This window comes from Thalassospira permensis NBRC 106175 (assembly GCF_000714555.1).
Classification (GTDB): domain Bacteria; phylum Pseudomonadota; class Alphaproteobacteria; order Rhodospirillales; family Thalassospiraceae; genus Thalassospira; species Thalassospira xiamenensis.
Window position 1 is genome coordinate 35,277 of sequence record NZ_AUNC01000067.1, and the last position, 22,980, is coordinate 58,256.

Consider the following 22,980-nt stretch of genomic DNA (forward strand, 5'->3'; position numbering starts at 1 on the left):
CTTTTTGTGGAAAACCGCTTTGTATATCAGCGCGTGACCAGGTCGAGTTGATGACGTGATATGGCTTCGTTGCCGGTTTCGGTAACAATCACCGAATGGCCGGGGCACATGGCGATGCCGCTTTCGCTGTCCATCAGGATCATATGCAGGAAGTAAACCATGCCCGGTTCGGCAATCACCGGATTACCATGATAAAACATCGGCCAGTCCATCCAGTTCGGGGCAAAGGTTGTCCCCATTGAATAACCACACGCGTTTAGACGGTGGGCTTTCATGCCGCCTGCATCGCAAACCCGGGCATAGGCATCGAATACCTTGCCGATTGGTTCTCCGGGTTTAAGCGCATCGCGGCAGGCGATCATGGCATCCGTTGCGACCTTGTGCATTTCAACGTGGCGCGATGTTGCCTTGCCGATTGGAATGGTGCGCATCATCGCAGCATGATAATGCCGATAAGCTCCCGCCCATTCCAGCGTGATCTGATCAGTGTCAGCCAGATGTTTGCGCCCGGTGAAGTAACGGCAAAGCAGTGCATCGCGTCCGGCTCCGATAATGAATTCATTGCCGGGATAATCCCCGCCCCCTTTGAAAATAGCGCCCTGCATGGCGGCCAGTATGTCGCCTTCAAACGCACCTGCATGAACGGTTTCAAGGGCGGCATCCCATGCGTCATCGGCAAGACTGGCGGCGGTGCGGATACAGTCGAGTTCCGCCGGGCTTTTGACAACGCGCAGTTCCGATACCAGACGGGATGCGTCGGTAAGCGTGCAGAAACCGTCAAGTGCTGCATCAAGCTTTTTGCCATTGGCGGCGGTCAACCCATAGGCATCGTATTCAACGCCAAGTTTTTTGCCACCACAGCCAAACTCCGCCAGCATGTCGCGCAGTTGCAATGCAGGGTTCACATCCGGGCCATCGACCCAGATACGGATATCTTCGATGTCGGATGTATGTTGTGCCTGACGCAAATCCGGTGCGCGGGTAATAAGGGCAATGCGGCCGTCAGCCCCCAGATACAGGCACTGGAAAAACACATAACCGAACGTGTCATACCCCGTCAGATAGAACATGCTTTCCTGGCGGAACATCAGCAGGCCATCAAGACCGGCGGCTTCAAGACGTGCAACCGTTTTTGCGCGGCGGGCCGATAGTTCGGCGCGTTCAAAATGCAATGCCATGGGGGCTTCCCTGATTGTGATTGTTGATTTGCCAATGACGCTAACAAACTCCGTGAACACGAAATAGTAAAAAATACGATCCAATGATGTTTTGTTGATAAATTGCAATTGTTGGGCGGCGGTCTTTCCGGGATTGTCGTTTCAGATCATGATATTACCGAAAGAAGTCAGTAAATTTTGTTCGAAACCGTAGACATTTTTTTATTCCATCCCACATGAAATGTAATGGCAGTGTCACAAAGGGCATCGAAATTGCCCGATGCCAGTTCCGCTTAAGACCATCCCCCTCAGGAGGCAAAAGTGGCTAGCTATCAGAAATTTTCTGGAAATGCGCCGGCAACGTCATCGCGAGAAAGACAGTTCGAACCGGCCTATGAAAAATGGCGGCGCGACGATCTTTATCACCTTGCCAAGCAGCACGGGATCGAGAACCGCGCGAGTATGTCGACTGACGAACTGGCCCGTGCGTTGCGCGATATTGGTTAGACTGGGCTTCCTTTCGGCGACTTTTGGGTGTCCTGCTGTTTGCGGGGCGCCACATAATTTTTGTGCCTGATATCTTCCGGATGCGGTTTTGGGAGGTAACAGGCAAGGTAACAGTAAGGTTAAATTGACCTGACATGCTTGCTGCGCGCGGGACTGTCGACCTACCTTCCCTATGGCCAGTCGAGCCATATGGAGGATCCCGTGAAGCCAGTACAACTTGTTTATCACCGTGGCGACAGCCTTAATGCGCCGGAAAATACCTTTGCCAGCGCCGAAAGTGCGATTGTGGCGGGGGCGGACTATATCGAATTCGATGTGCGTCAGTCCGCCGACGAAGTTCTGTATGTCATGCATGACGCAACCGTGGATCGGACAACCGATGGCACCGGTGCCATTGCGGAAATGACCAGCGCGGAAATTGACCGGCTGGATGCCGGGTCTTGGTTCAATCCGGCATTCGCAGGCGAGCCGGTGCCGCGGCTTGAAGACTTTCTGCGCCGTCTAAAGGGGCGGGTGAAAATATATTGCGAGATCAAGCAGGCAGATGCGGGCAGGGTTGTCGACATGCTTGATGGTTTTGCCTTCGGAAACGATGTTTTTGTCAGTTCTTTTTCTGCCGACATTCGTGACGACCTGCGCCGGATTGCACCGGATATCCGGCGCAATGTGCAGCTTCATATTGCCGGTTCGCTAGAACAGGCGATCCATCATGAACAGGCACATATTTTCGAATTTCTTGAGGAAAATGTGACGCGCGACGCAATACATGAAGCAAAGGCGCGTGGTCTTGAGACGATGATTTTCATCGATACGCCCAATGCGGAACTTTTTGCCAAACTTGTCGAATGGCAGATTGACTATGTCAATCTGGATTATGCGGCGCTTTTCCGCGCGGTTCAGCAGGAAGTCATGTTGCGTTTGGATGGTGCAGCCCAGACGATCTGATCCTTCCGTAGGCCAACTTGATTTGACCTTTCGGATATAATTGGTTAATGCGGCGACACTGAAAATAAACAGGCGATCATCGTCCTTTGCACGGTGGGAAAGGCCTGTGACCGGTGTCGAGGGAATAGTCTTTGAAACTTGTAAGCTGGATCGCTGCGCTGTGCGCGATTTTGGGGGGCGCGATGCATGTTGATGCGCGTGACCTGAACAATGTTTCCGAACCGCGCATCGCTTTTATCAATCCGGGTTATGGTGATCGCGGTTTCTGGAAAGACGTGCGCGACACCATGCAGGCCGCAGCCGATCAGTTCGGTTTTGACCTTGTTGTATTTGACAGTGACCGTGACTGGAAACAGATGGCCGAAAGCGCCAATCGTGTTTTTGCCATGAATCCCCCGCCCGATTACATCATCGCGGTTAATGAACATCAGCAAGGTACCCGGATCGTTCTTGAGGCGCAGGAACGCAACATTCCGGTTCTGATGCTGCTCAATGATCTGACCGATGAACAAAAGCAGCGATTTGGCCGACCGGGCAGGGAACTCGGCTTCTGGATTGCGACGCTGGTTCCTGATAACGAGCGTGCCGGATTTGAAATTGCCCAGTCGTTGGCTATTGCCGCGAAGGACGCACATAATGGCGGTTTGCGCAAAGACCTTTGCCTTTTGTCTTTGGCCGGGGACAGCATGACACCGGCGTCGCTGCAGCGGCTCCGGGGGCTTGATATGGCATTGGAACAGTATCCCTTGCTTCGTGAACAGCGTCGCCTTGTGGTCAATTGGTCATTTGAGGAGGCCTATCGCAGGACTGCGGAATGGCTTGCCACAGGTGGCTGTCTGGATGCGGTGTGGGCTGCCAATGACAGTATCGCCCTTGGTGCAATCAAGGCGATCGAAGAATTCGGAAAAGTTCCCGGGAAGGATGTCTTTGTTGGCGGCTTGAACTGGTCCGCCGAAGGATTGGAAAATGTTGCCAGTGGCAAAATGACGATGACGCATGGCGGACATTTTCTGGCGGGTGCGTGGATTATGGTATTGCTAAAAGATTACCTTGAAGGCATTGAAAAACTGATAACAAATCCCGAAGTATCTTTCGGAATGCAGGCAATAACACGGGATAATTTCGAGACCTACAAGCAGGTTCTTGGCGACCGTGACTGGAATAAGATTGATTTTTCACAGTTCAGCCTTGTCAACAATCCGGAACAAAGGGACTATCGGTTCAGGATCGAGGAACTGAATTCGGCGCAGGAACGTGATTGGCCAATACCGTCGCGCTGATTGGACTGGCTTTAATGGAAAGGGTGCCGTGTGTCTAAGACAGGAAAGGATACCGTTCAGGACCTGTCTGGACTGAAGCTTGGCAGTTCTGTTGCGACAAGGCAGCTTAAATATTCCCTGTTGGCCGCAATGCTACTTGGTTTTGTTATCACGGCTTTTCAGATTTTCACCGACTATCAATGGCTTGAGGGTGTCTATCAGCAGGCCAACGAGCGTGTTGTTGATAGCAGCCTGCCTGTGGCGGCCGAAGCGGTGACAAAAAAGGATGCAGCATTGGCCGAGGTCATGGCGCGCGGCATGATGCTGCAAAGATCCATTTCCAGTGTCAAAATACAGCTTGGCGATGGCTCCGTTCTTTATCAAAGAAAACGTCCGTTAGGGGAAATTCCAACCTCGCGATGGGCGGAAAAGTTGTTTGGCGGTTTGCAGCAGCTTGAAATCCCGCTTCAAAATGAAAACAACCCGTCTGCCGATGCCTTGGGAACACTGGTCGTTGGCCTGAATCCCCAGGTTTATGTAACTGCGTTCATGTCGCGGTCTGCCTGGTCGTTTTTGGCCAACATGGTTTTTGCGGTCACCATGGCGGTGGTATTTGCCTCGCTTAGTTATTTTGTGTTTTCGCGCCCCTTGGTGAAGCTGGCGCATTACATCGTCAATTCCGATCCGTCGGATGTTAAACGGTCGCTGGATATGCCGCCAACGTACCGTCATGACGATGAAGTGCAATTGCTGAGTTCGGTTACGGTAGGGCTTTTTGGCATGATACGGGGGCAAATCGGGCAGTTGCAGCGCGCGCGTGATGATTTGCAGGACGCAAATGTCAATCTGGAAACGCGGGTTGAAAGTCGGACGCGCGCATTGAATGAAGCCATGGGAAAGCTTGAAGTGCTGGCTTCGACAGACCCGTTGACCGGTCTTGCCAACCGTCGCATTTTTATGATGCGTCTTGAAGAAAACCTTTCGATCTGGAAGCGTCGCGATACGCCGATGAGTATCATTTTGCTCGATATTGATAGGTTCAAGCTTTTGAATGATACCTATGGTCATCAGGCCGGAGATGCGGTTCTGGTATCACTGGCAAAGCTTTTGAAATACAGCCTGCGTGATATCGATTTGCCAGCCCGACTGGGCGGGGAAGAGTTTGCGGTTCTTCTTCCGGGGGAGGGGGCGGAAGGTGCCATGATCCTTGCAGAGCGTCTTCGGAGCGCGTTTGAACAGGATGCTGTTGGCTTCGGCGGCAAGCATTTGAACTACACGTCAAGTTTCGGGGTGATATCCCTGCCTGCACAGGGGACGGCTGGCAAATTGGATGCGCAAGTTGCCAAAAACGTTGCATTGCTGAAATCCCGCGAAAACACAGATGTTGCCGACATTCTTTATTCGCTGGTCGATGCCGCACTTTATCAAGCCAAGGAAACAGGGCGAAATCGCTGTGTGCCTGTCGACCTTGCCAATCTGGCCGATCAGATCAGCACCTGAGTTGGGGGCTATTGACGGCCGTCGTCATTTCCCTGTCTTGAAATCCGTATATCGCGGTGGATTGATACACTCATCAGAAGGCCAAAGCTGACAAGAATGGTCATCATCACCGTGCCGCCATACGATACCAGCGGCAACGGAACACCGACCACAGGGATAAGTCCCATTACCATGGCGATGTTGATGAAGACATACAGGAAAAAGGTCGAGGTGATCCCGATTGCGACAAGGCGACCGAACTGGTTGCGGCACCGAAGCGCAATCACATAACCATACATGATTACCATGGTATAAAGCAGCAGCAACGCCAATCCGCCAACCAGCCCGAACTCTTCACCCAGCATGGTAAAGATAAAGTCGGTCTGTTTTTCCGGCAGGAAGTTCAGATGGCTTTGCGATCCCAGCATATAACCCTTGCCAAACAGGCCGCCCGACCCAAGGGCAATCTTTGACTGGGTAATGTGATAGCCCGCACCAAGCGGGTCATTTTCAGGGTTCAGGAACGTCAGAACGCGGTTTTTCTGATAATCGCGCAGAAACTGCCAGCCGATGGGAATGATTGCCAGAACCGCGCCAAGTATCAGGGCGAATTTCCACATCCGAACCCCGGCAAGCCAGAAGATGACGCCGCCACCGGCAATCAGCAATAGGGCAGTACCCAGATCAGGCTGGCGCAGCACCAGTGCCGCAGGAGCCAGAACCATTAAAAGTGGCGGTATCAAAAGCGGAATGCGCCCCACTTCTTCGACAGTCAGGCCGTGGAAATAACGCGCAAGTGCCAGCACAAGCGAGATTTTCATCAGTTCGGATGGTTGCAACTGGAAGAAACCAAGATTGATCCAGCGTTGCGCCCCCATGCCAATATCCCCCTTGATTTCAACCCCAATCAGAAGGATCAGCGCGACGAAATAGGAAAAATAGGCAAGTTTCAACCAGACACGGACATCCGTAACCGCGATACCAATCATCAGGATGGCGCCAACAGCAAAACGCATCATCTGACGTTCCGCCCATGGTTCAACCGAACCGTTGGCAGCCGAATACAGCATGGCAAAACCGATCCCCGACAGTGCGGAAATCAGCAATACCAGCGTCCAGTTAAGCATTAAAAGACGGCGACCGATTGGCACGTAATCCGGATCTTCGCCGATACGATATCTGCGGCTTGCCATCGTTCTAGCCTTCTTCTTCGCGGTCTGTCTGTGACGGGTGCGATAATTGCGCGGTGGATTGAATGTTGGCCGCCGATATGCCCGGGCGTGCAGATTTCAGTTCCTGCGCCTTGATCAGAATGTCACGTGCAATCGGTGCAGCGATGCCCGAACCGGATCCACCGTGATCCACAACAACCGCGCAGGCATAGCGGGGATTGTCGACCGGTGCAAAGGCAACAAACAGCGCATGGTCGCGGTATTTCCACGGCAGATCATTGTTATCAAGAACCCCGGTGGTTTGGCGTTCGCGCATGGTAATGCGGCGGACCTGACTGGTGCCTGTCTTACCGGCCATCTCCATGCCCTTGATATCAATCCGCGACCGATGTGCCGTGCCGCGCAATTCGTTGGTGACACCATTCATGCCGTCGCGAATACGCGCCAGATGGGCACGGTTGACCTGAAGTTCGGGGAATTCCTCATTCGCCCGGCTGGTGATGCCTTCTGCGGTGACATGATCGCGTGTCAGATGCGGCTTAACAGCCTTGCCCGATGCAATGCGTGCAACCATGGTCGCCAGTTGCAACGGCGTTGCCAGGACGTATCCCTGACCGATTGACGAAATCAGGGTTTCACCACCCTGCCAGCGTTTGCCGAGCTGGATTTCCTTCCAGTCCTTGGTCGGGATCAGGCCGGAACGTTCATTGGGAAGGTCGATACCGGTCAATTCGCCAAGGCCCAGTTTATTGGCCATGGCGGCGATACGGTCGATGCCGATCTTTTGCGATATTTCATAGTAATAAACATCGCAGGAATGTTTCATCGAGTCATGCATATCGACCCAGCCATGCCCGCCACGTTTCCAGCAATGGAACCGTGCATTGCCAAGATCAAGATGACCCGGGCAGAAGAAACGCTGATTGGCTGTAACCACACCGGCTTCAAGTCCGGCAAGGGCGACACACATCTTGAATGTCGAACCCGGTGCATAGGTCCCGGTGACGGCCTTGTTAGACAGTGGTGCGTATTCGTTATTGACCAGACTGTTCCATAGCTTGTGCGAAATGCCGTTGGTAAAGGCGTTCGGGTCGTATGTCGGATGCGATGCCATCGCAAGCACTTCGCCGTTATGAATATCAAGCACAACGGCAGATGCGCTTTCCTTGTTTGACAGGCGCTGGTTGGCGTAACGCTGCAATTCAAGATCAAGGGTCATGACAACCGTGTTGCCACTGTCGCCTTCTTCGCGGTCAAGTTCGCGGATGACACGGCCAAGTGCATTGACTTCGACCTGGCTGGTGCCAGCACTGCCGCGAAGTGCCAGATCGTAAACTTTCTCGATCCCGCTTTTGCCAATCCGGAACCCGGGCAGTTCAAGCAATGGATCGCCGGTCAGTTCTTTTTCCGACACGGCCGCCACATAGCCCAAAGTATGCGCCAGATGCGGACCTTCGGGATAATCGCGCGAACGACCGGCATCAATGATCAGACCGGGCAGGTCCGGGGCGTTAACGCCGACGCGTGCAACTTCTTCCCAAGTTAAATTGTCGCGCACCGTAACCGGGACAAAGGACCGTCTGCGCGCGACGTCACGTTCAACCCGTTCGATGGTGTCGGGGCCAAGTTCGATGATCTGACCCAGAATTTCCAGGGTCCTCCGAACATCCTGCGCCTGTTCGCGAACGATCATGATGTGATAGTTCTGCCGGTTTACCGCGACCGGAGCACCAAAACGGTCGGTAATCAGGCCGCGCGGTGGCGGCAAAAGGCGATGGGATATCCGGTTTTCATCGGCAAGGACCCTGTAACGGTCGCTTTCCATTACCTGCAGATAGTACATGCGTGCGGCAAGACCGGTCAGCAATATACCCTGCCCCGCGCCGAGCATCAGGGCGCGGCGGGTAAACATGCGATATCTGTCTGAGTCACGGTGCCACATCGGCGTCGTCAAACCTGCTGGTCGGAGTGCCCCGACGGAATTCCGGAAACTTGCGTGCCCGTTTTATCCTGTGCGGTGCATGTTGAAAACTGTCTTTCAAACATAGCCGGTAGCTATTGCCAAAACATCAATATTGATCCAGCTGGTGCTGTTCTAGATATGGCGCAGAAGCGTATTTTGCGCCCGTGCCAGAACCCATGCAACAAGCGGGAAAAGTGCCGCAGTCAGTACATAGCTAATCAATGTCGACTTGATCGGCAAGAAGGCCCCGATTAATGCCGAACTCAAAAGCCACTGAACCAGCAGTGCCGGGATCGCGACCAACGCAAAACCCCACCACATTACGCTGAACGGCTTGTTATGGAAAAAACGGCCCTGGCTTGCAGATCCGGTCTGCACGAGCAGCAAGACCAGCGAACTGACGCCAAGGGGCAGGCCTGTCAGCAAATCCTGCAACAGTCCAAGAAAGAATGCCGTCAGCGCGGTTAGCAAATCCGGGCGGTTCACCGACCAGTAAAATACAGCCATCAAAGGCAATGCAGGTGATGCGGTGCTGAGCAATGGCACGCTGATCGGCAGCAGATTAAACAGCAACAGAATGAAAACGCTGAATGCCGGAAACAAGCCTCGCGCAATGATATCCAGCCTGTGCCAGACACCGGGCTTCACGGAAGTCGATCCGTTGGCTGTGCGGGGCCAAGCGTTGGCATATTTGCTGCTGCATCGTTCCCGTCATTGGGTACGATGCCAACACCGTTGGGAATAACGCCATCATTCTGCTGATCACGGCGCATGGCCTGATCGCTCAGGATGCCTTGCAGGCCATAATCCGCGATGCGCAGATATTCAAGTTGGTGGCGGCGGAACAGTGGTGCGACACGCACAGCATTTTCCGAAACGGATGAAACGACACCAACCGGAATGCCAGGCGGGAAGGCACCACCATGACCGGATGTCAGAATGCGATCACCCGGCGCAACCGCCGCATCCGCAGTCAGGAAGGTCAAAAGCGGGCGGTCTGTGTTGTCGCCCGACAGAAACGCACGGTCACGCGAATTTTCAACAATCACCGGGACGCGCGAATTGATGTCTGTAATCAACAGAACGCGCGAAGCCTGATAGCCTGCTTCGGCAACACGTCCGACAAGCCCTTCGTCGGACATAACAGCCTGTCCCTTGATCACGCCATCGCGCGAACCGGCCGATACCATCAGACTGTGCGCATAGGCACCGCCCATATCGGCAATCACGCGGGTGGTGACAAGGCGCAATGGCGGCGGGCTTGTATAATCGGCAAGGTCGCGCAGGCGGGCATTTTCATGCGCCAGATTACGGGCAACCTGCTGCCACGCCAGCAATTCGCGGTTTTCGCGACGCAGGCGTTCGTTCTGTTCATAGAGATTGAATATATTGGTCGCCTGTTCCGTCAGCTCGTTGATGCTGGCGGCGGGACGGGAAACAACATTCATGATCGGGGATACAAGATCGGCCGAAGCGGCTCGTATCCTTTCGATCAGAACGGTATCAGCCTTGCCCAGAAGCATAAGGCCAAACGCCGAAACGATCAGAAGGATGAAGGCGAAGCGGTGAAGCGCCGTACGTAACGGCGAAAAGATACGCTGCTGCGGACCGCCATGCTGAGCCACTATATTCCCCGCATTAGATCAGAAAAGTTGTCCCGAAATCCCCGTGGGATATTCAACCTTAACGAAATCACCGAGTCGCGTCCAGTCAGGACATGACCCGGTGAGATGTTTTTTGCCATTTCGCCTTAGTAGGCGGTGTGCAACACGTTGCGAAGCATCTTCTTTTCTTCGAGTGCACGACCCGTACCAAGCGCAACGCAGGACAGGGGATCATCGGCAATAGAAACCGGAAGGCCGGTTGCATGGCGCAGGACATAGTCCAGATTGCCAAGCATTGCGCCACCACCGGTCAGAACGATACCCTTGTCGACGATGTCGGCTGCCAGTTCCGGCGGGGTCTGTTCAAGGGCGACTTTCACCGCCTCGATGATTGCCGAAACAGGTTCTGCAAGGCTTTCTGCAATCTGGCGTTCGGAAATGATCAGTTCCTTCGGAACGCCATTCATCAGATCACGGCCTCGGATTTCAACCGTTGCACCATCACCATCGTCTGGTGCGCAGGCTGAACCGATTTCTTTCTTGATGCGTTCTGCGGTGCTTTCACCTACCAGCAGGTTATGGGTGCGACGGATATAGGCGATGATCGCCTCGTCCATCTTGTCGCCACCAACACGCACCGAACGGGCATAAACGATACCGCCAAGCGACAGAACCGCGACCTCGGTGGTGCCACCGCCGATGTCGACAACCATGGAGCCGGTCGGCTCGGTGACCGGAAGACCCGCGCCAATGGCGGCTGCCATCGGTTCGTCAATCAGCCAGACCTTGCGGGCGCCGGCACTTTCAGCACTTTCCTGAATGGCGCGGCGTTCAACGGCGGTCGAGCCAGATGGAACGCAAATGATGACTTCCGGGCTTGCGAAGTTGCGACGGCCATGCACTTTACGGATAAAGTGTTTGATCATCTCTTCGGCGATGTGGAATTCGGCAATCACGCCATCGCGCAGCGGGCGAATGGCCTGAATGTAACCGGGCGTACGCCCGAGCATCTGCTTAGCTTCTTCCCCGACGGCAAGTACCTGTTTCTTGCCTTTTTCGTCGGTGATGGCTACCACGGATGGTTCGTTAAGGACGATGCCACGCCCTTTGACGTAAACCAGTGTGTTGGCGGTGCCCAAATCCACCGCCATGTCGGAGGATAAAACCCCAAGAAGCTTGGAAAACATTCCTGCCCTATGCCCCGGTTAATAGTAAAATCTTGAATACGAATGTACCGGCTTTGATAGCGTAACGCGCCAGTCGATGCACGAATAATCTGCTCAGGGAATTGAGGAATAATTAAGACGGGTCACAAGACTTGAAATAAGATGCAAAAAGATGATCCGCCATATGGTGTTGGCGTTTTCATTCAAGGTTTATCTTCCCTGAGAATTATTCCAGTTTTAAGCAGGAAATCCATGACCAGGGCAGTTGTCTCGGGGCCGGTTTCCACTTTCAGAAATTTGCGAGTCGCTTGTTTTTCCGGTGTTTCATTGCTTTGAAGCATCTTAAACATTACCGGTTCGCGATCCGCATGCAGGTCCCGATCCATGCGCCACTGGCACCATGCCGGCGGGTTTAGCCGATCCCCCGTTACCGTCACCAGCAATGCGGGAACGAAATTATCCATTTCCGACATGCATTGGGCACGCAGTCCCACCATCGAGACGAACCGCTGATCAAATCGTTTGGCGTGACCGTGGCGATAGATCGCGAATTGGGCGGCAGCCGCACCGTATCCGTAACCGAAAATCGCAATCCGATCAGGATCGATACCATCCTGTCCTGCCAGATACTCAAGCGCGCTTAGTGCATCAAAGGCCCAATAGGTCACGCCGTGTTTCGGATTATCAAGTGTTCCGGCCGTGCAATAGCTTTGCGAAGGGTGGGCTTTTCCGGGCGATATGCGAAGAACCGCAAGACCTGCATCATGCAGCGCGGTAATCCAGTCTTCCGGAAAACGGTCGTCACAATCAGGAACAGCAATTACCGCTGCGGTTTTAGCGTTTTCATCCACAGGCGGGTAATAGAGGCCGGGAATATCGAATTGCAGGCTGCTATCGACATCAGGAATGGCTTTTCCCGCGTCAATCAAACGCTGCCGCAGTCCGCTTACCGGATAAGGTTGAGATGGTATGTCGATTTTCTGCACATCATTAATCGCAGCGGCTTTTGCGTGTGGCGTCATAGCGACAATCACAACTGCACAAAACGCCAATATCGTAATGGCAACAGATCGGTGATGAAACTGAAGAACAGGCTGCATGGTCATGGCTCTGGCCCCTTCGTTCAAGAGGCATAGTGTATCACAGAATGCGCGGGTTCACAGCGATCTTACCTGCTAAACAGCAGGGGTACCTGACGGAAACCGGCCCTGAAACGGAAAAAGGGGCGGCAAATACCACCCCTTTATTCTCAAAATGCAGAATGCCTGATCAGGAAGCCATGGCGTCCGGTGCCGTTTTCTGGCTTTTCTCGATCAGCTTGTTGACCGCGGTGACATAGGCCACGCAGGATGCGACAACGGTGTCGGTATCCGATGCATTGCCAACCACGGTGCGGTCTTCACCATCCAGTTTGACGGTAACCGTACCCTGTGCGTCCGTGCCTTCGGTGACAGCATGAACCTGATAGAGTTTAAGCTTCCAGTCATGGGGATAGATTGCCTTGATGGCGTTGAAGGTTGCATCAATCGGGCCATCGCCGGTGGTTTTGGCAGTGCGGGTTTCCCCATTCACATTCAGTTCCAGTTCGGCGGTCTGCGGACCTTTGGAGCCACAGGTGACAGCCAGCGACACGAACTTGATATGTTCGTTATCACGCATGCCATCATCGACCAGTGCGACGATGTCGTCGTCATAGACTTCTTTCTTCTTGTCGGCCAGTTCCTTGAAGCGGGCGAACGCGTCTTCGATGGCATTGTCGCCCAGTTCGGCAAATCCCAGTTCCTTGAGCTTTTCCTTGAAGGCATGACGGCCGGAATGCTTGCCCATCACCAGACTTGATTTGTTCAGGCCGATGCTTTCCGGTTTCATGATTTCATAGGTTTCAGAATTCTTCAGGAAGCCGTCCTGATGAATGCCGCTTTCATGAGCGAAGGCGTTTGCGCCGACAATCGCCTTGTTCGGTTGTACGACGAAGCCCGACACAGCCGACACCAGACGTGATGCGTTCATGATTTTGGTTGAATCGATCCCGGTTTCATACGGGAAGGCATCGTTGCGCGTTTTCAGCGCCATGACGATTTCTTCCAGTGCCGCGTTGCCTGCGCGTTCGCCCAGACCGTTGATCGTGCATTCGATCTGGCGAGCACCAGCATGGACAGCCGCCAGCGAGTTTGCAACCGCCATGCCCAGATCGTTATGGCAGTGAACCGACAGGATCGCCTTGTCGATATTTGGCACACGGTTAAACAGCATGGTCATCAGGTCGGCGTACTCGGTAGGGGTGGTGTAGCCAACCGTATCGGGGATGTTGATGGTGGTCGCGCCGGCATCAATCGCGGCTTCAACGCAACGGCACAGGAAGTCATGCTCGGTGCGCGATCCGTCCTCGGCCGACCATTCAACGTCGTCGGTAAATTTGCGTGCCAGTGTAACACTTTCAATCACCTTTTCCAGAACGCGTTCCGGTTCCATCTGCAATTTGAATTTCATATGCAGGGGGCTTGTGGAAATGAAGGTGTGGATGCGTTTGTTTTCTGCCGGTTCCAGTGCTTCGGCGGCCCGTTCGATGTCACCTTTGGCCGCGCGGGCCAGCGAACAGATGGTCGGGCCCTTGATTTGTTTGGCGATTTCATTGACTGACCGGAAGTCGCCATTCGATGCGATGGCAAAGCCTGCCTCGATGATGTCGACTTTCATTTCTGCCAATGCGTGTGCCACACGCAGTTTTTCATCGAGCGTCATTGATGCACCCGGGGACTGTTCGCCGTCACGCAGGGTGGTGTCAAAAATGATGACGCGATTGTCGTTAGCACTAGCCATTACCGTAATTCCTGATCAAGCGGGACTTTGCCCGAAATTTGAAACGTTAATTTGGAAAGAGTGCGGGCCTTTTGGCGCGACTTGTTCCCCTGAGCTGCGGTAAATGGATTGACCTATTTGGTAATCCGAACCGTCTTCGTACGCTCAGGGGCGGGTAAGTCGTAGCGACCCGAGCGCTGCGAGACCAAGGAGACCGAGAATTAGGTTTAGAGCAGACAACACAAAGGCACCCGAAGCATCGGCTTCGGTGCGATCGGCAATTGCAGGAATGTTGCAAATGTCTGCGGTCATCGGTCTTCATCAAATGGTATCGAAGTGCCAGGCTGTGCTGGCGACGCACCCAATTTCATCGGACGGCCCGCCAAGGTCAAGTAATTTTTGTATCTTTGATGCGCTTTTAAGGGTGGAAATTAGCGCGACGGTATTGTCGCGGGCCCATATGGCGGCGTGCAGCATAGGATAGAGCTAAATTGATCAAATACGAGAATGGCAAACCACCCAAGCCAAAGATTGCGCTTGAAGTGTTCAAATTCTTGGTTATCTGTTGCAGTATCGATGCGAAATGCCCCAGAAAATTTTCCGATAACGTTTCGTATCAAGTGCCGCCACCAACTTACGGATATACACGATGGTAAGCCTGTCTTTGATCGGGGCCTTTATCCCGACGGCCTTCTTTGTCTCGATCACGCCAGGCATGTGCATGACCCTTGCGCTGACAATGGGAATGACGATCGGCGTGCGCCGTACCGTCTGGATGATGATGGGCGAACTTGTCGGTGTGGGGATTGTCGTGGTGGCCTCGGCCCTTGGTGTTGCAACGGTGATGCTGGAATATCCGGCGGTCTTTGCTGTTTTCAAATATGTGGGTGGCGCCTATCTGGCGTGGCTGGGTATCCAGATGTGGCGTTCGCGCGGACGCATGGCATTTAACGCTGAAATTGATGCCTCCCGCCCCGCGACCCCATTTGCGCTTGCTTCTCAGGGGTTTGTGACTGCGATTGCCAATCCGAAGGGCTGGGCGTTTATGGTGGCTCTATTGCCACCCTTTATCAGTCTGGATCATGCTATCGCGCCGCAGCTTTCCGTGCTGGTGGCAATCATTCTGGTGACAGAACTGATTTGCATGACGCTTTATGCGACCGGCGGCCGGTCGTTGCGACACTTTCTGGAAAAAAGCGGGAATGTCCGTATCCTTAATCGGATCGCCGGGACGCTGATGATCGCGGTCGGGATCTGGCTGGCGTCAAGCTAGGGGCCTATTTGTTTGTAAAACCTCTTTAAATCGGATTATCCTGCCTTATATCGTTGTATAAGTTTATTTGCAGGAAGAGCCATCATGCGCGAATTGCGCTGCATCATTTTCGAGGAAAGCGAGCTGATCAAGGCGCTGGTCGGATATCGCCGCCGCACCGGAAAGCCATTGCCGCCCGGTCAGATCGGGAGGCTCGAAATTGAAAAATCTCCTGAAATTGCGGCACGGCTCAATATCATTGCCGATCATGGTGACCCGATAATTGTCCCGGCGGCAGGTGCAGAACTGGCGGCAGCCCTGATTGCCTATTGCATTGATGTGCGCGTGCCGGTACCGGCATCTTCGAAAAAGTCGATTACCATGATTGATGGGCATGTCGCGCTAAAGATCATGAAGCAATAGGGACGACTTTAACGCCCAAAAGAAAAAGCGCGGCATTGGCTGCGCTTTTGCAATTGAGGGCAGGGCGATCAAGGTCGGATCAGTGTTACCACTGCATCATCTTGCCTTTGAGAGCGCCCATGCGTTCGTCTTCATTCTTGAAGCTTTGGCCTGCGGCAATCCCGTCCTGCACCTTTGTCATCATCAGCCATTCCTTGACCTTCATGAAGCGTGGGGCAAGGAACTGATATGTATCGCGGACCAGACGCACCGCCGGTGCGCCCCGTTCCAGTGCCATCGTATCCCAGCGTTCAAAAAGCGGTTCCCATGCCCGCAGACGGCGATACAGATCATCGCGCTTGTTGCGGATATACTGGCGCTGGGTCGTGAAGTTACGCAGGACTGACATGATTTCGCCGGTATTGGCGTCAATCTCGTCAAAGCTGGTTTCAAACTTTTTCATCGCATCATCAATAAGGCGAATGACCTGTGTGACCGTTTCCAGAACGCCCTTTTCATGTGCATAGATACGGCGCAGTTCCTGCAGCTTCGTGTCGATCTTTTTCACATTGCGGTACTTGTCGCGCAGCGTTTCGACATAAGAAAGTTCCTCGGCGACCTGATGAACCAGATTGACGACTTCCTCGCGGTTTTCGCGGCCGATATTGAGTTTATCGGCGACTTCGTCGAATGCCTGATTGATCTTTTTCTTGGTGCCGGGGTCTTCGGCGATCTGCATCAGCTGTTCGGGATCAGTGATCAGTTCTTCATTCCCGGACATCCAGGTGACAAGCTGCATGGTCAGGCGGTTATAGGCGATTGCACGGTGATCTTCATCGACATCCCACGACGCCTCGCCCGTCAGAACTTCGAGCGGCAAATCATCGCCGGGGCGCAGCACATTGACGAAATCCAGTGACTTGTCGACAAGGCCAATCAGTTCACCATCATTTGAATCCGGGTCGATCCCGAATTCCTTGCAAACCGCCTTAAGGGGCAGGGATACAACCGATCCTTCGGCCATTTTCAGCACAAAAAGAGCCTCGTCCGAAAGGTCAGACTTTTGGAAATGGCATTCCTCGAACGATTTAAAGACCTTGTGTTCAAGATCAAGTTTCCGTTCGCGCGTCGGTTTGTTCATTTATTTGCTCCGCCCGGATTGGTACTGCTGGTCTGATTTATCGTCAGCTCCTGCGATAGGGTTGACAGTCAGTTTATTGCAGCAGCCCCCGGGACTGGTAGTGTCCATATTCTCATACCGATAAGGTTGGGAGAACGTATCGATGTTTCCAGTCTCAACCTGACAGATATGTCACATTATCATAATGCAGGTATTTCTGCCTTCCTGTTTGGCTTGATAAAGGGCGCCGTCAGCACGGTCAACAAACTCCAGTATATTCTCGCCAAGCTTATAAGACGTCAAGCCGATTGAAACGGTTAACTTACCGAAATCCTTGCCTGTTTTCTTGTTGATAATTCTTTGACCTGAGACATTGTCGCGCAATTTGTTGGCAAGCTTCGTGGCGTTTTCCAATGTCGTGTCGGGCAGGATGACGGCAAATTCTTCGCCACCGTAACGCGCAACGGTATCCGCCCCTTTGGTCGAATTGACGAGAACCCGTGCAACAGCCTTCAAAACCCCGTCCCCGGCACGATGGCCGTGATTGTCATTGAAGTTTTTGAAATGATCGATATCGATCATCAAAAGGCTTAACGGGGCACCGGTTTCCATCGTTGTCGTGACCGCATCACGAAGCGATGCATCAAAATTCTTACGGTTGGCTATCCCGGTCAGGGTATCGGTCAATGCATCACGGCGGACCAGTTCCAGTTCGCTGCGAACCCGGCGAACTTCATTGTGGTACTCGTCAAGGCAACCGTTGAATTCACTATAACGGCCATGCGCATCGCGGGTGGCACTTGAAAGTCCGCGTGTGACATCGCGCGCGATTTCAAGCGTGATATCGTCCGAGCTTAACTGATCAGAGGCATTGTCCAGATGCTCGCAGAAGCCTTCGGTTTCACGAAGGACGCTGTGAACAGCTTCTTCGACCCGTTCGACCGCAGCCTGTAATCCTTCGACCCCCATATTCAGTCGCTGTTGCAGGGCATGTGTGCCAAGGAATTTGTGGTAAATCCGGAAAACGGTTTCTTCATCCAGTTCCTGAGTGTTGCGGATCAAGACCTTGATCAGTTGGCTCAGTTCGGGAATCTCATCGGTCAGATAGCTGTAAAATACGTGATAAACCTGCGGCGTGGGCTGCAGATTCAACTCGGAGATCAGCGTCATGACATTGTGCGCAATGTCGCGTGGATTGGCGATCTTTGTCGTGGCAGTCAATTTATGTTTTCCGATCCGGTCTTCGGCTTAACCTTTTTACCAACTGCTTGTGTCCCAATCCGTCCGGAATTATCCGGTTTGCTCGTTTTTTTAATATGTTGTGACGGCGTGCTGCTTTTCACACATTTATTTCTATCTTCAACCGAATTGCCTCTGCTTGTCACGAGAAACCGCGTCAACAATTATGACAAAATCGAACATTCGAAATACGAACGGACAGGGACGCCAGAAATCCTAACGGCTACAGGTGGTTGGTTCTTTTGATTGAATATTGATGCTTTATATTCCTGTTTTATTGTTCAGGGAATGCATCGTGTATTTGCGGGTGGTACTTCGTGTGGAGCCGGGGCAAGCGCCATGTGATTCGCTTTTGGCCTCTCGTTTGGTTTTGCAAAACTATCGAGGGACTCGGTGCAATAAAGTGATTTCTGACATATGTTGGGGCATTGAAAAACAATCTTTCTATGTTCAATTTTGTGAAAATGTTCACATTTGGCCGTCGCGCCTGATGCGACGGATGGCCCGCTCTGTTGCTTGTTAAATCAGGTATGGCCAGATTGATCCGGCCTGCCTTCTTGCGTGTGGGGGGCTGAATGGGAATGGTGACGGATCTGAGGTCGGAAAAATGTGGTTCGAATAATGCCGCTTCCGTCGGAAGCCAAGGGAAATCCAAGCGTTTGGGCCGGGTTCACTGATCTTGATCAGGTTGCCAGGCGGTAGCTTGTCACGACAAGGCAGGTCAAAATTGAAATTCGTTCGAAATCAATGTGCTCCCCGGCGCGATCAGGTTGTGCTGAAAGTTGAACGTCGATCAGCAAGCAATATTCGCAAAATACCGGCTAACCATCAGGGTTGAATAAAGAACTTCAAACACGAATTCGTTGCGTGAAGGTCCAAATTCGCGTAAATGTTGAAACGATGCAGTGCATCTTTGGTCTGTGTTGTTGCCTTCTGGTTGAGGTTTCTAACGCTGGTTCAAAAGCGTATTGCAGGGACGTAACTTAAGCATTTTCCGCGCTTGGGAAATGCGATTACCAAAACTAAGGACGACTACGGATATGGCTACCGGAACGGTTAAGTGGTTCAATGCGACCAAGGGTTATGGCTTCATCACCCCGGACGAAGGCGGCAAGGATGCATTCGTGCACATCACCGCTGTTCAGCGCGCTGGTTTGCAGGGACTTGATGAGGGTCAGAAGGTTCAATTCGAGCTGATTGAAGGTCGTAACGGCCGCATGTCGGCAGAAGAACTCTCCATCATGTAATTTGATTTTGGATTGCAGCTTTTGCTGACAACCGTTAACGCGCCGGTCTCCGGCGCGTTATTCGTTTCAGGGCCTTTTTGCGTTAAATTTGTCTATCACGCCCGTTTCCGACATCGCCATCAGGTTACGCCCCATGACCCGGATCATTTTGCCCAACCCGCCTGAAAAGCCCGACGATATCGCCGTATCCGGGTGGCGAAAGGCGGTGCGCAAGCAACTTTTGGCGTGGCGCAGTCAAATGGACCCGAAGTGTTACGCGCAACGATCAGCTGCTATTTGCGCGAAACTTGCCGATATCCTCTCCGTGCGTCCCAATGCCACAATCGGTTTTTATTGGCCGATCCAGAATGAAATCGATCTGCGTCCGGTGATCTCCGATCATATCGAACATGGTGGAAAGGCCGCCTTGCCAATAGTATCGGGCAAGGATCAGCCAATGGTGTTTCATGACTGGACGCAACAGACCGAAATGGCGCCGGGTTTTGCCCGAATTCCCGAACCGGTCGGGACCAAAGCCGTGCCTATCCATGTCATGATCGCGCCACTGGTCGGATTTGACGGTCGTGGCTATCGGTTGGGATATGGTGGCGGATTTTTTGACCGGACACTTGCCGCGATGGCGGTGCGTCCACTTGTTATCGGTGTCGGCTTTGAAGCCACGCGCATCGCCGATATCTTTCCACATGAATATGACATTCCGGTCGATATCATCCTGACCGAGGCTGGCATACGCCCGGTAAGCGAAAAGGCAACCGGCGATTTCAACAGGGCGGAGGGAGCGTCGCCGCCCTGCTTCCTGTCATCCTGAGCGGGTTATTCGGCGGCCTGTATTTTTTGACGGCCGCTACGTACCGGAACAATATCTTTGCGCGTGGCAAGAAAGTTCGGTCTTGGTTTCGTACCGCCAAACGGCGCAACCAGCCTGTTTGACATCGCATTATAAACGAAAAACAGGTTCGACCGCGGGTAGGGGGTAATGTTGTTGCCCGACCCATGCAGTGTATTGCATTCGAAAATCAGAACCGACCCGGCGGGGCCGACAGGTGCGACAATCCCGTTCTTATCGACCATTTCCGAGAGGTTTTTCTGATCAGGAGTGCCGATTTCCTGTATCTTGAGCGAGTTTTTGTAGTTCTGATCGGGAGTTTCTCCGACGCAGGAAATGAACTTTTTATGCGATCCCGGGATCAGCATTAACGGGCCATTATGGGCCGAGTTATCCGTCAAAGTGATCGACATCGAAAGGGCACGCATGCGGGGCATGCCGTCTTCGGTGTGCCAGGTTTCAAAATCCGAATGCCAGAAGAATTCCTTGCCTTTGAAGGCAGGTTTGAAATTGACCCGTGATTGATGAATGTAAACATCGTCATCAAGGAAATGTTCGGCAATCGCGACCAGGCGGTCATCTGATATCAGCTTCGAAAACACATCGCTTTTGTCATGAACACGGAAAACGCTACGGACTTCGTCGTTGCCCGGTTCTGAAATGACCTCTTCGTCGGTCGGGTCGGAATTTTCGACCAGCCCTGCCTCGCGGCGGAGCTTGGCGATTTCCCCATCGCTGAAAACATTTTTCAGAAACAGAAATCCGTTCTTTTCATAAAACTTCTCATCCTCGGCCGTGATCATCGGGCAATGGCCATGATCGGACCAGATTACCGGATCAACACGATCGATGATGGTTGGATGGGAAGCGTTTCGGGATCGGTACATATCGGTAAGCATCTCATGCTCCTTTGTTGCCAAATGTGCATTCGTTGCCTGTGATTTGTCACAGATCGTGATAGCCCAACGTGCCGCATAGGCGGCAGGTTCCAAAAAGCGTCGAATATCTTTTCTCTGCGTTCCCGGCTTTCCTGCCTGACAGGAAAAGAACTGTTGCACCACATAAGACAATCACGGTGTTGTGCTGCAAAAAAATCGTAATGGTTCGGGATATGCAGATCAGAAAGATGGCTGGGGAACCTGGACTCGAACCAGGACTAGCGGAGTCAGAGTCCGCGGGTCTACCATTAACCTATTCCCCAGCAGGGGTTTTGGTGCGATTTACTGCTTGGTACATATTTGTACGAGACGAACCTCACCAAAGCTTGCAAAGCAAGCAAAGGCTGGCTGGGGAACCTGGATTCGAACCAGGACTGACGGAGTCAGAGTCCGTAGGTCTACCGTTAACCTATTCCCCAACAGAGCCTTGAACGCCGTGTGGCGTGGGCCGCTATTTATTAAACCGATGGCACTTTGGCAAGACCTTTTTTGCCCGTTACGTCTTTGGGTACGGGGGGGAAGCCGCTGCTCCATGAGTTAAATGCATACGGGATTTGCCTTGTGCAACATTGTCGGTAAACTCATATGTGTGATTCGCAGGAACGTCATATAATTGTCGTGTTGATGCGATCAAAGAATTTGTAACCGACAAGCAAGGCAGATCAGAGCAGGTGAAACAGGTATCTCCCCATAGCGACACGCACAGGGCCGTCCGCCCTGAAGGCGGTGCTGCCATGGCCGGAAATGCCGTGATGGATGCGCCGTGTGTTGTGCCATCATCGAGTTTGCCTGCCGACAGCCTTGTTGTGGATCGCCCGCTGCACCCGACGACCAGTCATCCCCCGCTTTATGCCGCGATTGATCTGGGCAGTTCGAATTGCCGTCTGCTGGTCGCGCGCCCTTGCAAAGACGGGTTCAAGGTGATTGATGCGTTTTCGCGCGTTGTGCGTCTTGGCGAAGGTGTGCGTGAAAAAGGTTATCTTTGTCAGGCGGCAATGGATCGTGCGATTGACGCGTTAAAGGTCTGTTCGAAAAAACTGCGCAAGCATCCCGGTGCAAAACTGCATGCGGTGGCGACAGAAGCCTGTCGGACGGCCAAAAATCGCGATGAATTCGTCCGGAAGGTCTTTGACGAAACTGGTATTGAACTTAAAATCATCAATCCGGACGAAGAAAGCCGTTTGGCACTTCAGGCCTGTTCTGCTTTGCTTGACGAGCGCCCCTATGCGGTGGTGTTTGATATCGGCGGCGGCAGCACCGAAATTTGCTGGATCAAGGTTGATAACATGGGCCAGACCCAGTGCATTGAAACGCTTTCGATGCCCTGCGGGGTTCTGTGCCTGACCGAACGTTATGCCGGGATCGAACAGCGCCGCGAACGGTTCGAAGCAATGCGCACTGAAATTCGCGACCGCCTGCGCGATTTCGCCAGCCGCAATTGCTGTTCGGACATTCTTGACGATGGCAAGGTGCAGATGGTTGGTACATCTGGCACCGTGACCACATTCTGCGGTATTGCCCTTGGCCTTGAGCGGTACGAGCGCCACAAGGTAGACGGATCGGATTTGCGGTTCGATGATGCGGAACGCGTCACCGAATTGCTGCTGCGCATGGAAGCCGACAAACGCAAAGGCCATCCCTGCATCGGGAATCAGCGGGCCGAGCTGATGGATGCGGGGGCGGCGATCTTTGCCGCGATTCGCGATATCTGGCCCTTGGCGACGCTAAAAGTTGCCGATCGTGGCCTTCGCGAGGGAATATTGGTCGATTTGATGCGCGCAGACGGTCATGCTATTGACCCGTGCGATGCGCGACGTCATACAGTGTCCCATATTTCGGCCAATCCATGATCGGCATCGCGCCATCGGATCGTACTGGCCTTTAACACGTTTCAGTTCAGGTAAA

At 53.1% G+C, this 22,980-nt stretch carries 20 protein-coding genes and 2 tRNA genes; 9 read left to right on the forward strand and 13 right to left on the reverse strand.

Annotated elements, in window-relative coordinates:
• Nucleotides 1-26: 26 nt before the first annotated feature.
• The gene (locus tag SMB34_RS18720; RefSeq protein ID WP_037992455.1) at nucleotides 27-1,178 is read right to left on the reverse strand and encodes a M24 family metallopeptidase; all 1,152 of its coding nucleotides are present in this window, start codon (nucleotides 1,176-1,178) and stop codon (nucleotides 27-29) included.
• 300 nt (nucleotides 1,179-1,478) lie between these two features.
• On the opposite strand from SMB34_RS18720, the gene SMB34_RS18725 reads away from it, so the two are divergent.
• The 4 genes from SMB34_RS18725 to SMB34_RS18740 all read left to right on the forward strand — a co-directional run bounded on the left by SMB34_RS18725 (nucleotide 1,479) and on the right by SMB34_RS18740 (nucleotide 5,368).
• A complete protein-coding gene (locus tag SMB34_RS18725; protein WP_037992343.1) occupies nucleotides 1,479-1,664 on the forward strand; it encodes a hypothetical protein in 186 nt (61 codons plus the stop codon).
• A 201-nt stretch (nucleotides 1,665-1,865) separates the two neighbouring features.
• A complete protein-coding gene (locus SMB34_RS18730) occupies nucleotides 1,866-2,609 on the forward strand; it encodes a glycerophosphodiester phosphodiesterase (RefSeq protein WP_167332788.1) in 744 nt (247 codons plus the stop codon).
• A 131-nt stretch (nucleotides 2,610-2,740) separates the two neighbouring features.
• A complete protein-coding gene (locus tag SMB34_RS18735; RefSeq protein WP_037992347.1) occupies nucleotides 2,741-3,889 on the forward strand; it encodes an ABC transporter substrate-binding protein in 1,149 nt (382 codons plus the stop codon).
• Between the two features lie 30 nt (nucleotides 3,890-3,919).
• On the forward strand, nucleotides 3,920-5,368 hold the full coding sequence (locus SMB34_RS18740) for a GGDEF domain-containing protein (protein ID WP_037992349.1): 1,449 nt from the start codon (nucleotides 3,920-3,922) through the stop codon (nucleotides 5,366-5,368).
• Between the two features lie 8 nt (nucleotides 5,369-5,376).
• On the opposite strand, the gene rodA is transcribed toward SMB34_RS18740, so the two are convergent.
• From rodA to SMB34_RS18775, 7 genes are all read right to left on the reverse strand, one after another.
• Nucleotides 5,377-6,540: a rod shape-determining protein RodA gene (gene rodA / locus SMB34_RS18745; RefSeq protein WP_037992351.1), complete on the reverse strand. Its 1,164-nt coding sequence runs from the start codon at nucleotides 6,538-6,540 to the stop codon at nucleotides 5,377-5,379.
• A 4-nt stretch (nucleotides 6,541-6,544) separates the two neighbouring features.
• The gene (mrdA, locus tag SMB34_RS18750) at nucleotides 6,545-8,461 is read right to left on the reverse strand and encodes a penicillin-binding protein 2 (RefSeq protein WP_037992352.1); all 1,917 of its coding nucleotides are present in this window, start codon (nucleotides 8,459-8,461) and stop codon (nucleotides 6,545-6,547) included.
• Between the two features lie 153 nt (nucleotides 8,462-8,614).
• Nucleotides 8,615-9,130: a rod shape-determining protein MreD gene (gene mreD / locus SMB34_RS18755; protein WP_007090777.1), complete on the reverse strand. Its 516-nt coding sequence runs from the start codon at nucleotides 9,128-9,130 to the stop codon at nucleotides 8,615-8,617.
• Nucleotides 9,127-10,107, reverse strand: a complete 981-nt coding sequence (gene mreC / locus SMB34_RS18760; protein ID WP_007090778.1) for a rod shape-determining protein MreC — start codon at nucleotides 10,105-10,107, stop codon at nucleotides 9,127-9,129. Before mreC ends, mreD begins: the two co-directional genes overlap by 4 nt.
• A gap of 125 nt (nucleotides 10,108-10,232) precedes the next feature.
• Nucleotides 10,233-11,273: a rod shape-determining protein gene (locus SMB34_RS18765; RefSeq protein WP_007090779.1), complete on the reverse strand. Its 1,041-nt coding sequence runs from the start codon at nucleotides 11,271-11,273 to the stop codon at nucleotides 10,233-10,235.
• Between the two features lie 182 nt (nucleotides 11,274-11,455).
• Complete coding sequence (locus tag SMB34_RS18770) at nucleotides 11,456-12,358, reverse strand: alpha/beta hydrolase family protein (RefSeq protein ID WP_037992355.1); 903 nt, start codon at nucleotides 12,356-12,358, stop codon at nucleotides 11,456-11,458.
• Nucleotides 12,359-12,521: 163 nt separating this feature from the next.
• On the reverse strand, nucleotides 12,522-14,072 hold the full coding sequence (locus tag SMB34_RS18775; RefSeq protein WP_007090781.1) for a 2-isopropylmalate synthase: 1,551 nt from the start codon (nucleotides 14,070-14,072) through the stop codon (nucleotides 12,522-12,524).
• 628 nt (nucleotides 14,073-14,700) lie between these two features.
• On the opposite strand from SMB34_RS18775, the gene SMB34_RS18780 reads away from it, so the two are divergent.
• Together SMB34_RS18780 and SMB34_RS18785 are read left to right on the forward strand one after the other, a co-directional pair.
• Nucleotides 14,701-15,324, forward strand: a complete 624-nt coding sequence (locus tag SMB34_RS18780) for a LysE family translocator (protein ID WP_007090782.1) — start codon at nucleotides 14,701-14,703, stop codon at nucleotides 15,322-15,324.
• An 84-nt stretch (nucleotides 15,325-15,408) separates the two neighbouring features.
• Nucleotides 15,409-15,726 (forward strand): hypothetical protein, encoded by a 318-nt coding sequence (locus tag SMB34_RS18785; protein ID WP_007090783.1) that lies wholly within the window; start codon nucleotides 15,409-15,411, stop codon nucleotides 15,724-15,726.
• 85 nt (nucleotides 15,727-15,811) lie between these two features.
• On the opposite strand, the gene SMB34_RS18790 is transcribed toward SMB34_RS18785, so the two are convergent.
• Complete coding sequence (locus tag SMB34_RS18790) at nucleotides 15,812-16,846, reverse strand: hypothetical protein (protein ID WP_007090784.1); 1,035 nt, start codon at nucleotides 16,844-16,846, stop codon at nucleotides 15,812-15,814.
• Between the two features lie 171 nt (nucleotides 16,847-17,017).
• Nucleotides 17,018-18,046, reverse strand: coding sequence for a GGDEF domain-containing protein (locus SMB34_RS18795; RefSeq protein WP_007090785.1), 1,029 nt, complete (start codon nucleotides 18,044-18,046; stop codon nucleotides 17,018-17,020).
• Nucleotides 18,047-19,104: 1,058 nt separating this feature from the next.
• On the opposite strand from SMB34_RS18795, the gene SMB34_RS18800 reads away from it, so the two are divergent.
• Both SMB34_RS18800 and SMB34_RS18805 read left to right on the forward strand, forming a co-directional pair.
• Complete coding sequence (locus SMB34_RS18800; RefSeq protein ID WP_007090786.1) at nucleotides 19,105-19,311, forward strand: cold-shock protein; 207 nt, start codon at nucleotides 19,105-19,107, stop codon at nucleotides 19,309-19,311.
• A gap of 133 nt (nucleotides 19,312-19,444) precedes the next feature.
• Nucleotides 19,445-20,119 (forward strand): 5-formyltetrahydrofolate cyclo-ligase, encoded by a 675-nt coding sequence (locus SMB34_RS18805; RefSeq protein WP_051682419.1) that lies wholly within the window; start codon nucleotides 19,445-19,447, stop codon nucleotides 20,117-20,119.
• Between the two features lie 5 nt (nucleotides 20,120-20,124).
• Here the strand turns inward: SMB34_RS18805 and thpD are convergent, their stop codons facing one another.
• The 3 genes from thpD to SMB34_RS18820 form a co-directional block, all read right to left on the reverse strand.
• On the reverse strand, nucleotides 20,125-21,036 hold the full coding sequence (gene thpD / locus SMB34_RS18810) for an ectoine hydroxylase (RefSeq protein WP_037992458.1): 912 nt from the start codon (nucleotides 21,034-21,036) through the stop codon (nucleotides 20,125-20,127).
• Nucleotides 21,037-21,264: 228 nt separating this feature from the next.
• Nucleotides 21,265-21,338 (reverse strand) — tRNA-Gln (locus SMB34_RS18815).
• An 82-nt stretch (nucleotides 21,339-21,420) separates the two neighbouring features.
• Nucleotides 21,421-21,494: transfer RNA gene (locus tag SMB34_RS18820), tRNA-Gln, on the reverse strand.
• A 252-nt stretch (nucleotides 21,495-21,746) separates the two neighbouring features.
• On the opposite strand from SMB34_RS18820, the gene SMB34_RS18825 reads away from it, so the two are divergent.
• Nucleotides 21,747-22,925, forward strand: a complete 1,179-nt coding sequence (locus tag SMB34_RS18825; protein ID WP_240478874.1) for a Ppx/GppA phosphatase family protein — start codon at nucleotides 21,747-21,749, stop codon at nucleotides 22,923-22,925.
• Nucleotides 22,926-22,980 lie beyond the last annotated feature (55 nt).

Coding starts and splice junctions, on each gene's coding strand:
- SMB34_RS18720 (WP_037992455.1), bottom strand. CDS start 1,178: ATGGCATTGCATTTTGAACGCGCCGAACTATCGGCCCGCCGCGCAAAA.
- rodA (WP_037992351.1), bottom strand. CDS start 6,540: ATGGCAAGCCGCAGATATCGTATCGGCGAAGATCCGGATTACGTGCCA.
- mrdA (WP_037992352.1), bottom strand. CDS start 8,461: ATGTGGCACCGTGACTCAGACAGATATCGCATGTTTACCCGCCGCGCC.
- SMB34_RS18765 (WP_007090779.1), bottom strand. CDS start 11,273: ATGTTTTCCAAGCTTCTTGGGGTTTTATCCTCCGACATGGCGGTGGAT.
- SMB34_RS18770 (WP_037992355.1), bottom strand. CDS start 12,358: ATGACCATGCAGCCTGTTCTTCAGTTTCATCACCGATCTGTTGCCATT.
- SMB34_RS18775 (WP_007090781.1), bottom strand. CDS start 14,072: ATGGCTAGTGCTAACGACAATCGCGTCATCATTTTTGACACCACCCTG.
- SMB34_RS18780 (WP_007090782.1), top strand. CDS start 14,701: ATGGTAAGCCTGTCTTTGATCGGGGCCTTTATCCCGACGGCCTTCTTT.
- SMB34_RS18785 (WP_007090783.1), top strand. CDS start 15,409: ATGCGCGAATTGCGCTGCATCATTTTCGAGGAAAGCGAGCTGATCAAG.
- SMB34_RS18790 (WP_007090784.1), bottom strand. CDS start 16,846: ATGAACAAACCGACGCGCGAACGGAAACTTGATCTTGAACACAAGGTC.
- SMB34_RS18800 (WP_007090786.1), top strand. CDS start 19,105: ATGGCTACCGGAACGGTTAAGTGGTTCAATGCGACCAAGGGTTATGGC.
- SMB34_RS18805 (WP_051682419.1), top strand. CDS start 19,445: ATGACCCGGATCATTTTGCCCAACCCGCCTGAAAAGCCCGACGATATC.
- thpD (WP_037992458.1), bottom strand. CDS start 21,036: ATGCTTACCGATATGTACCGATCCCGAAACGCTTCCCATCCAACCATC.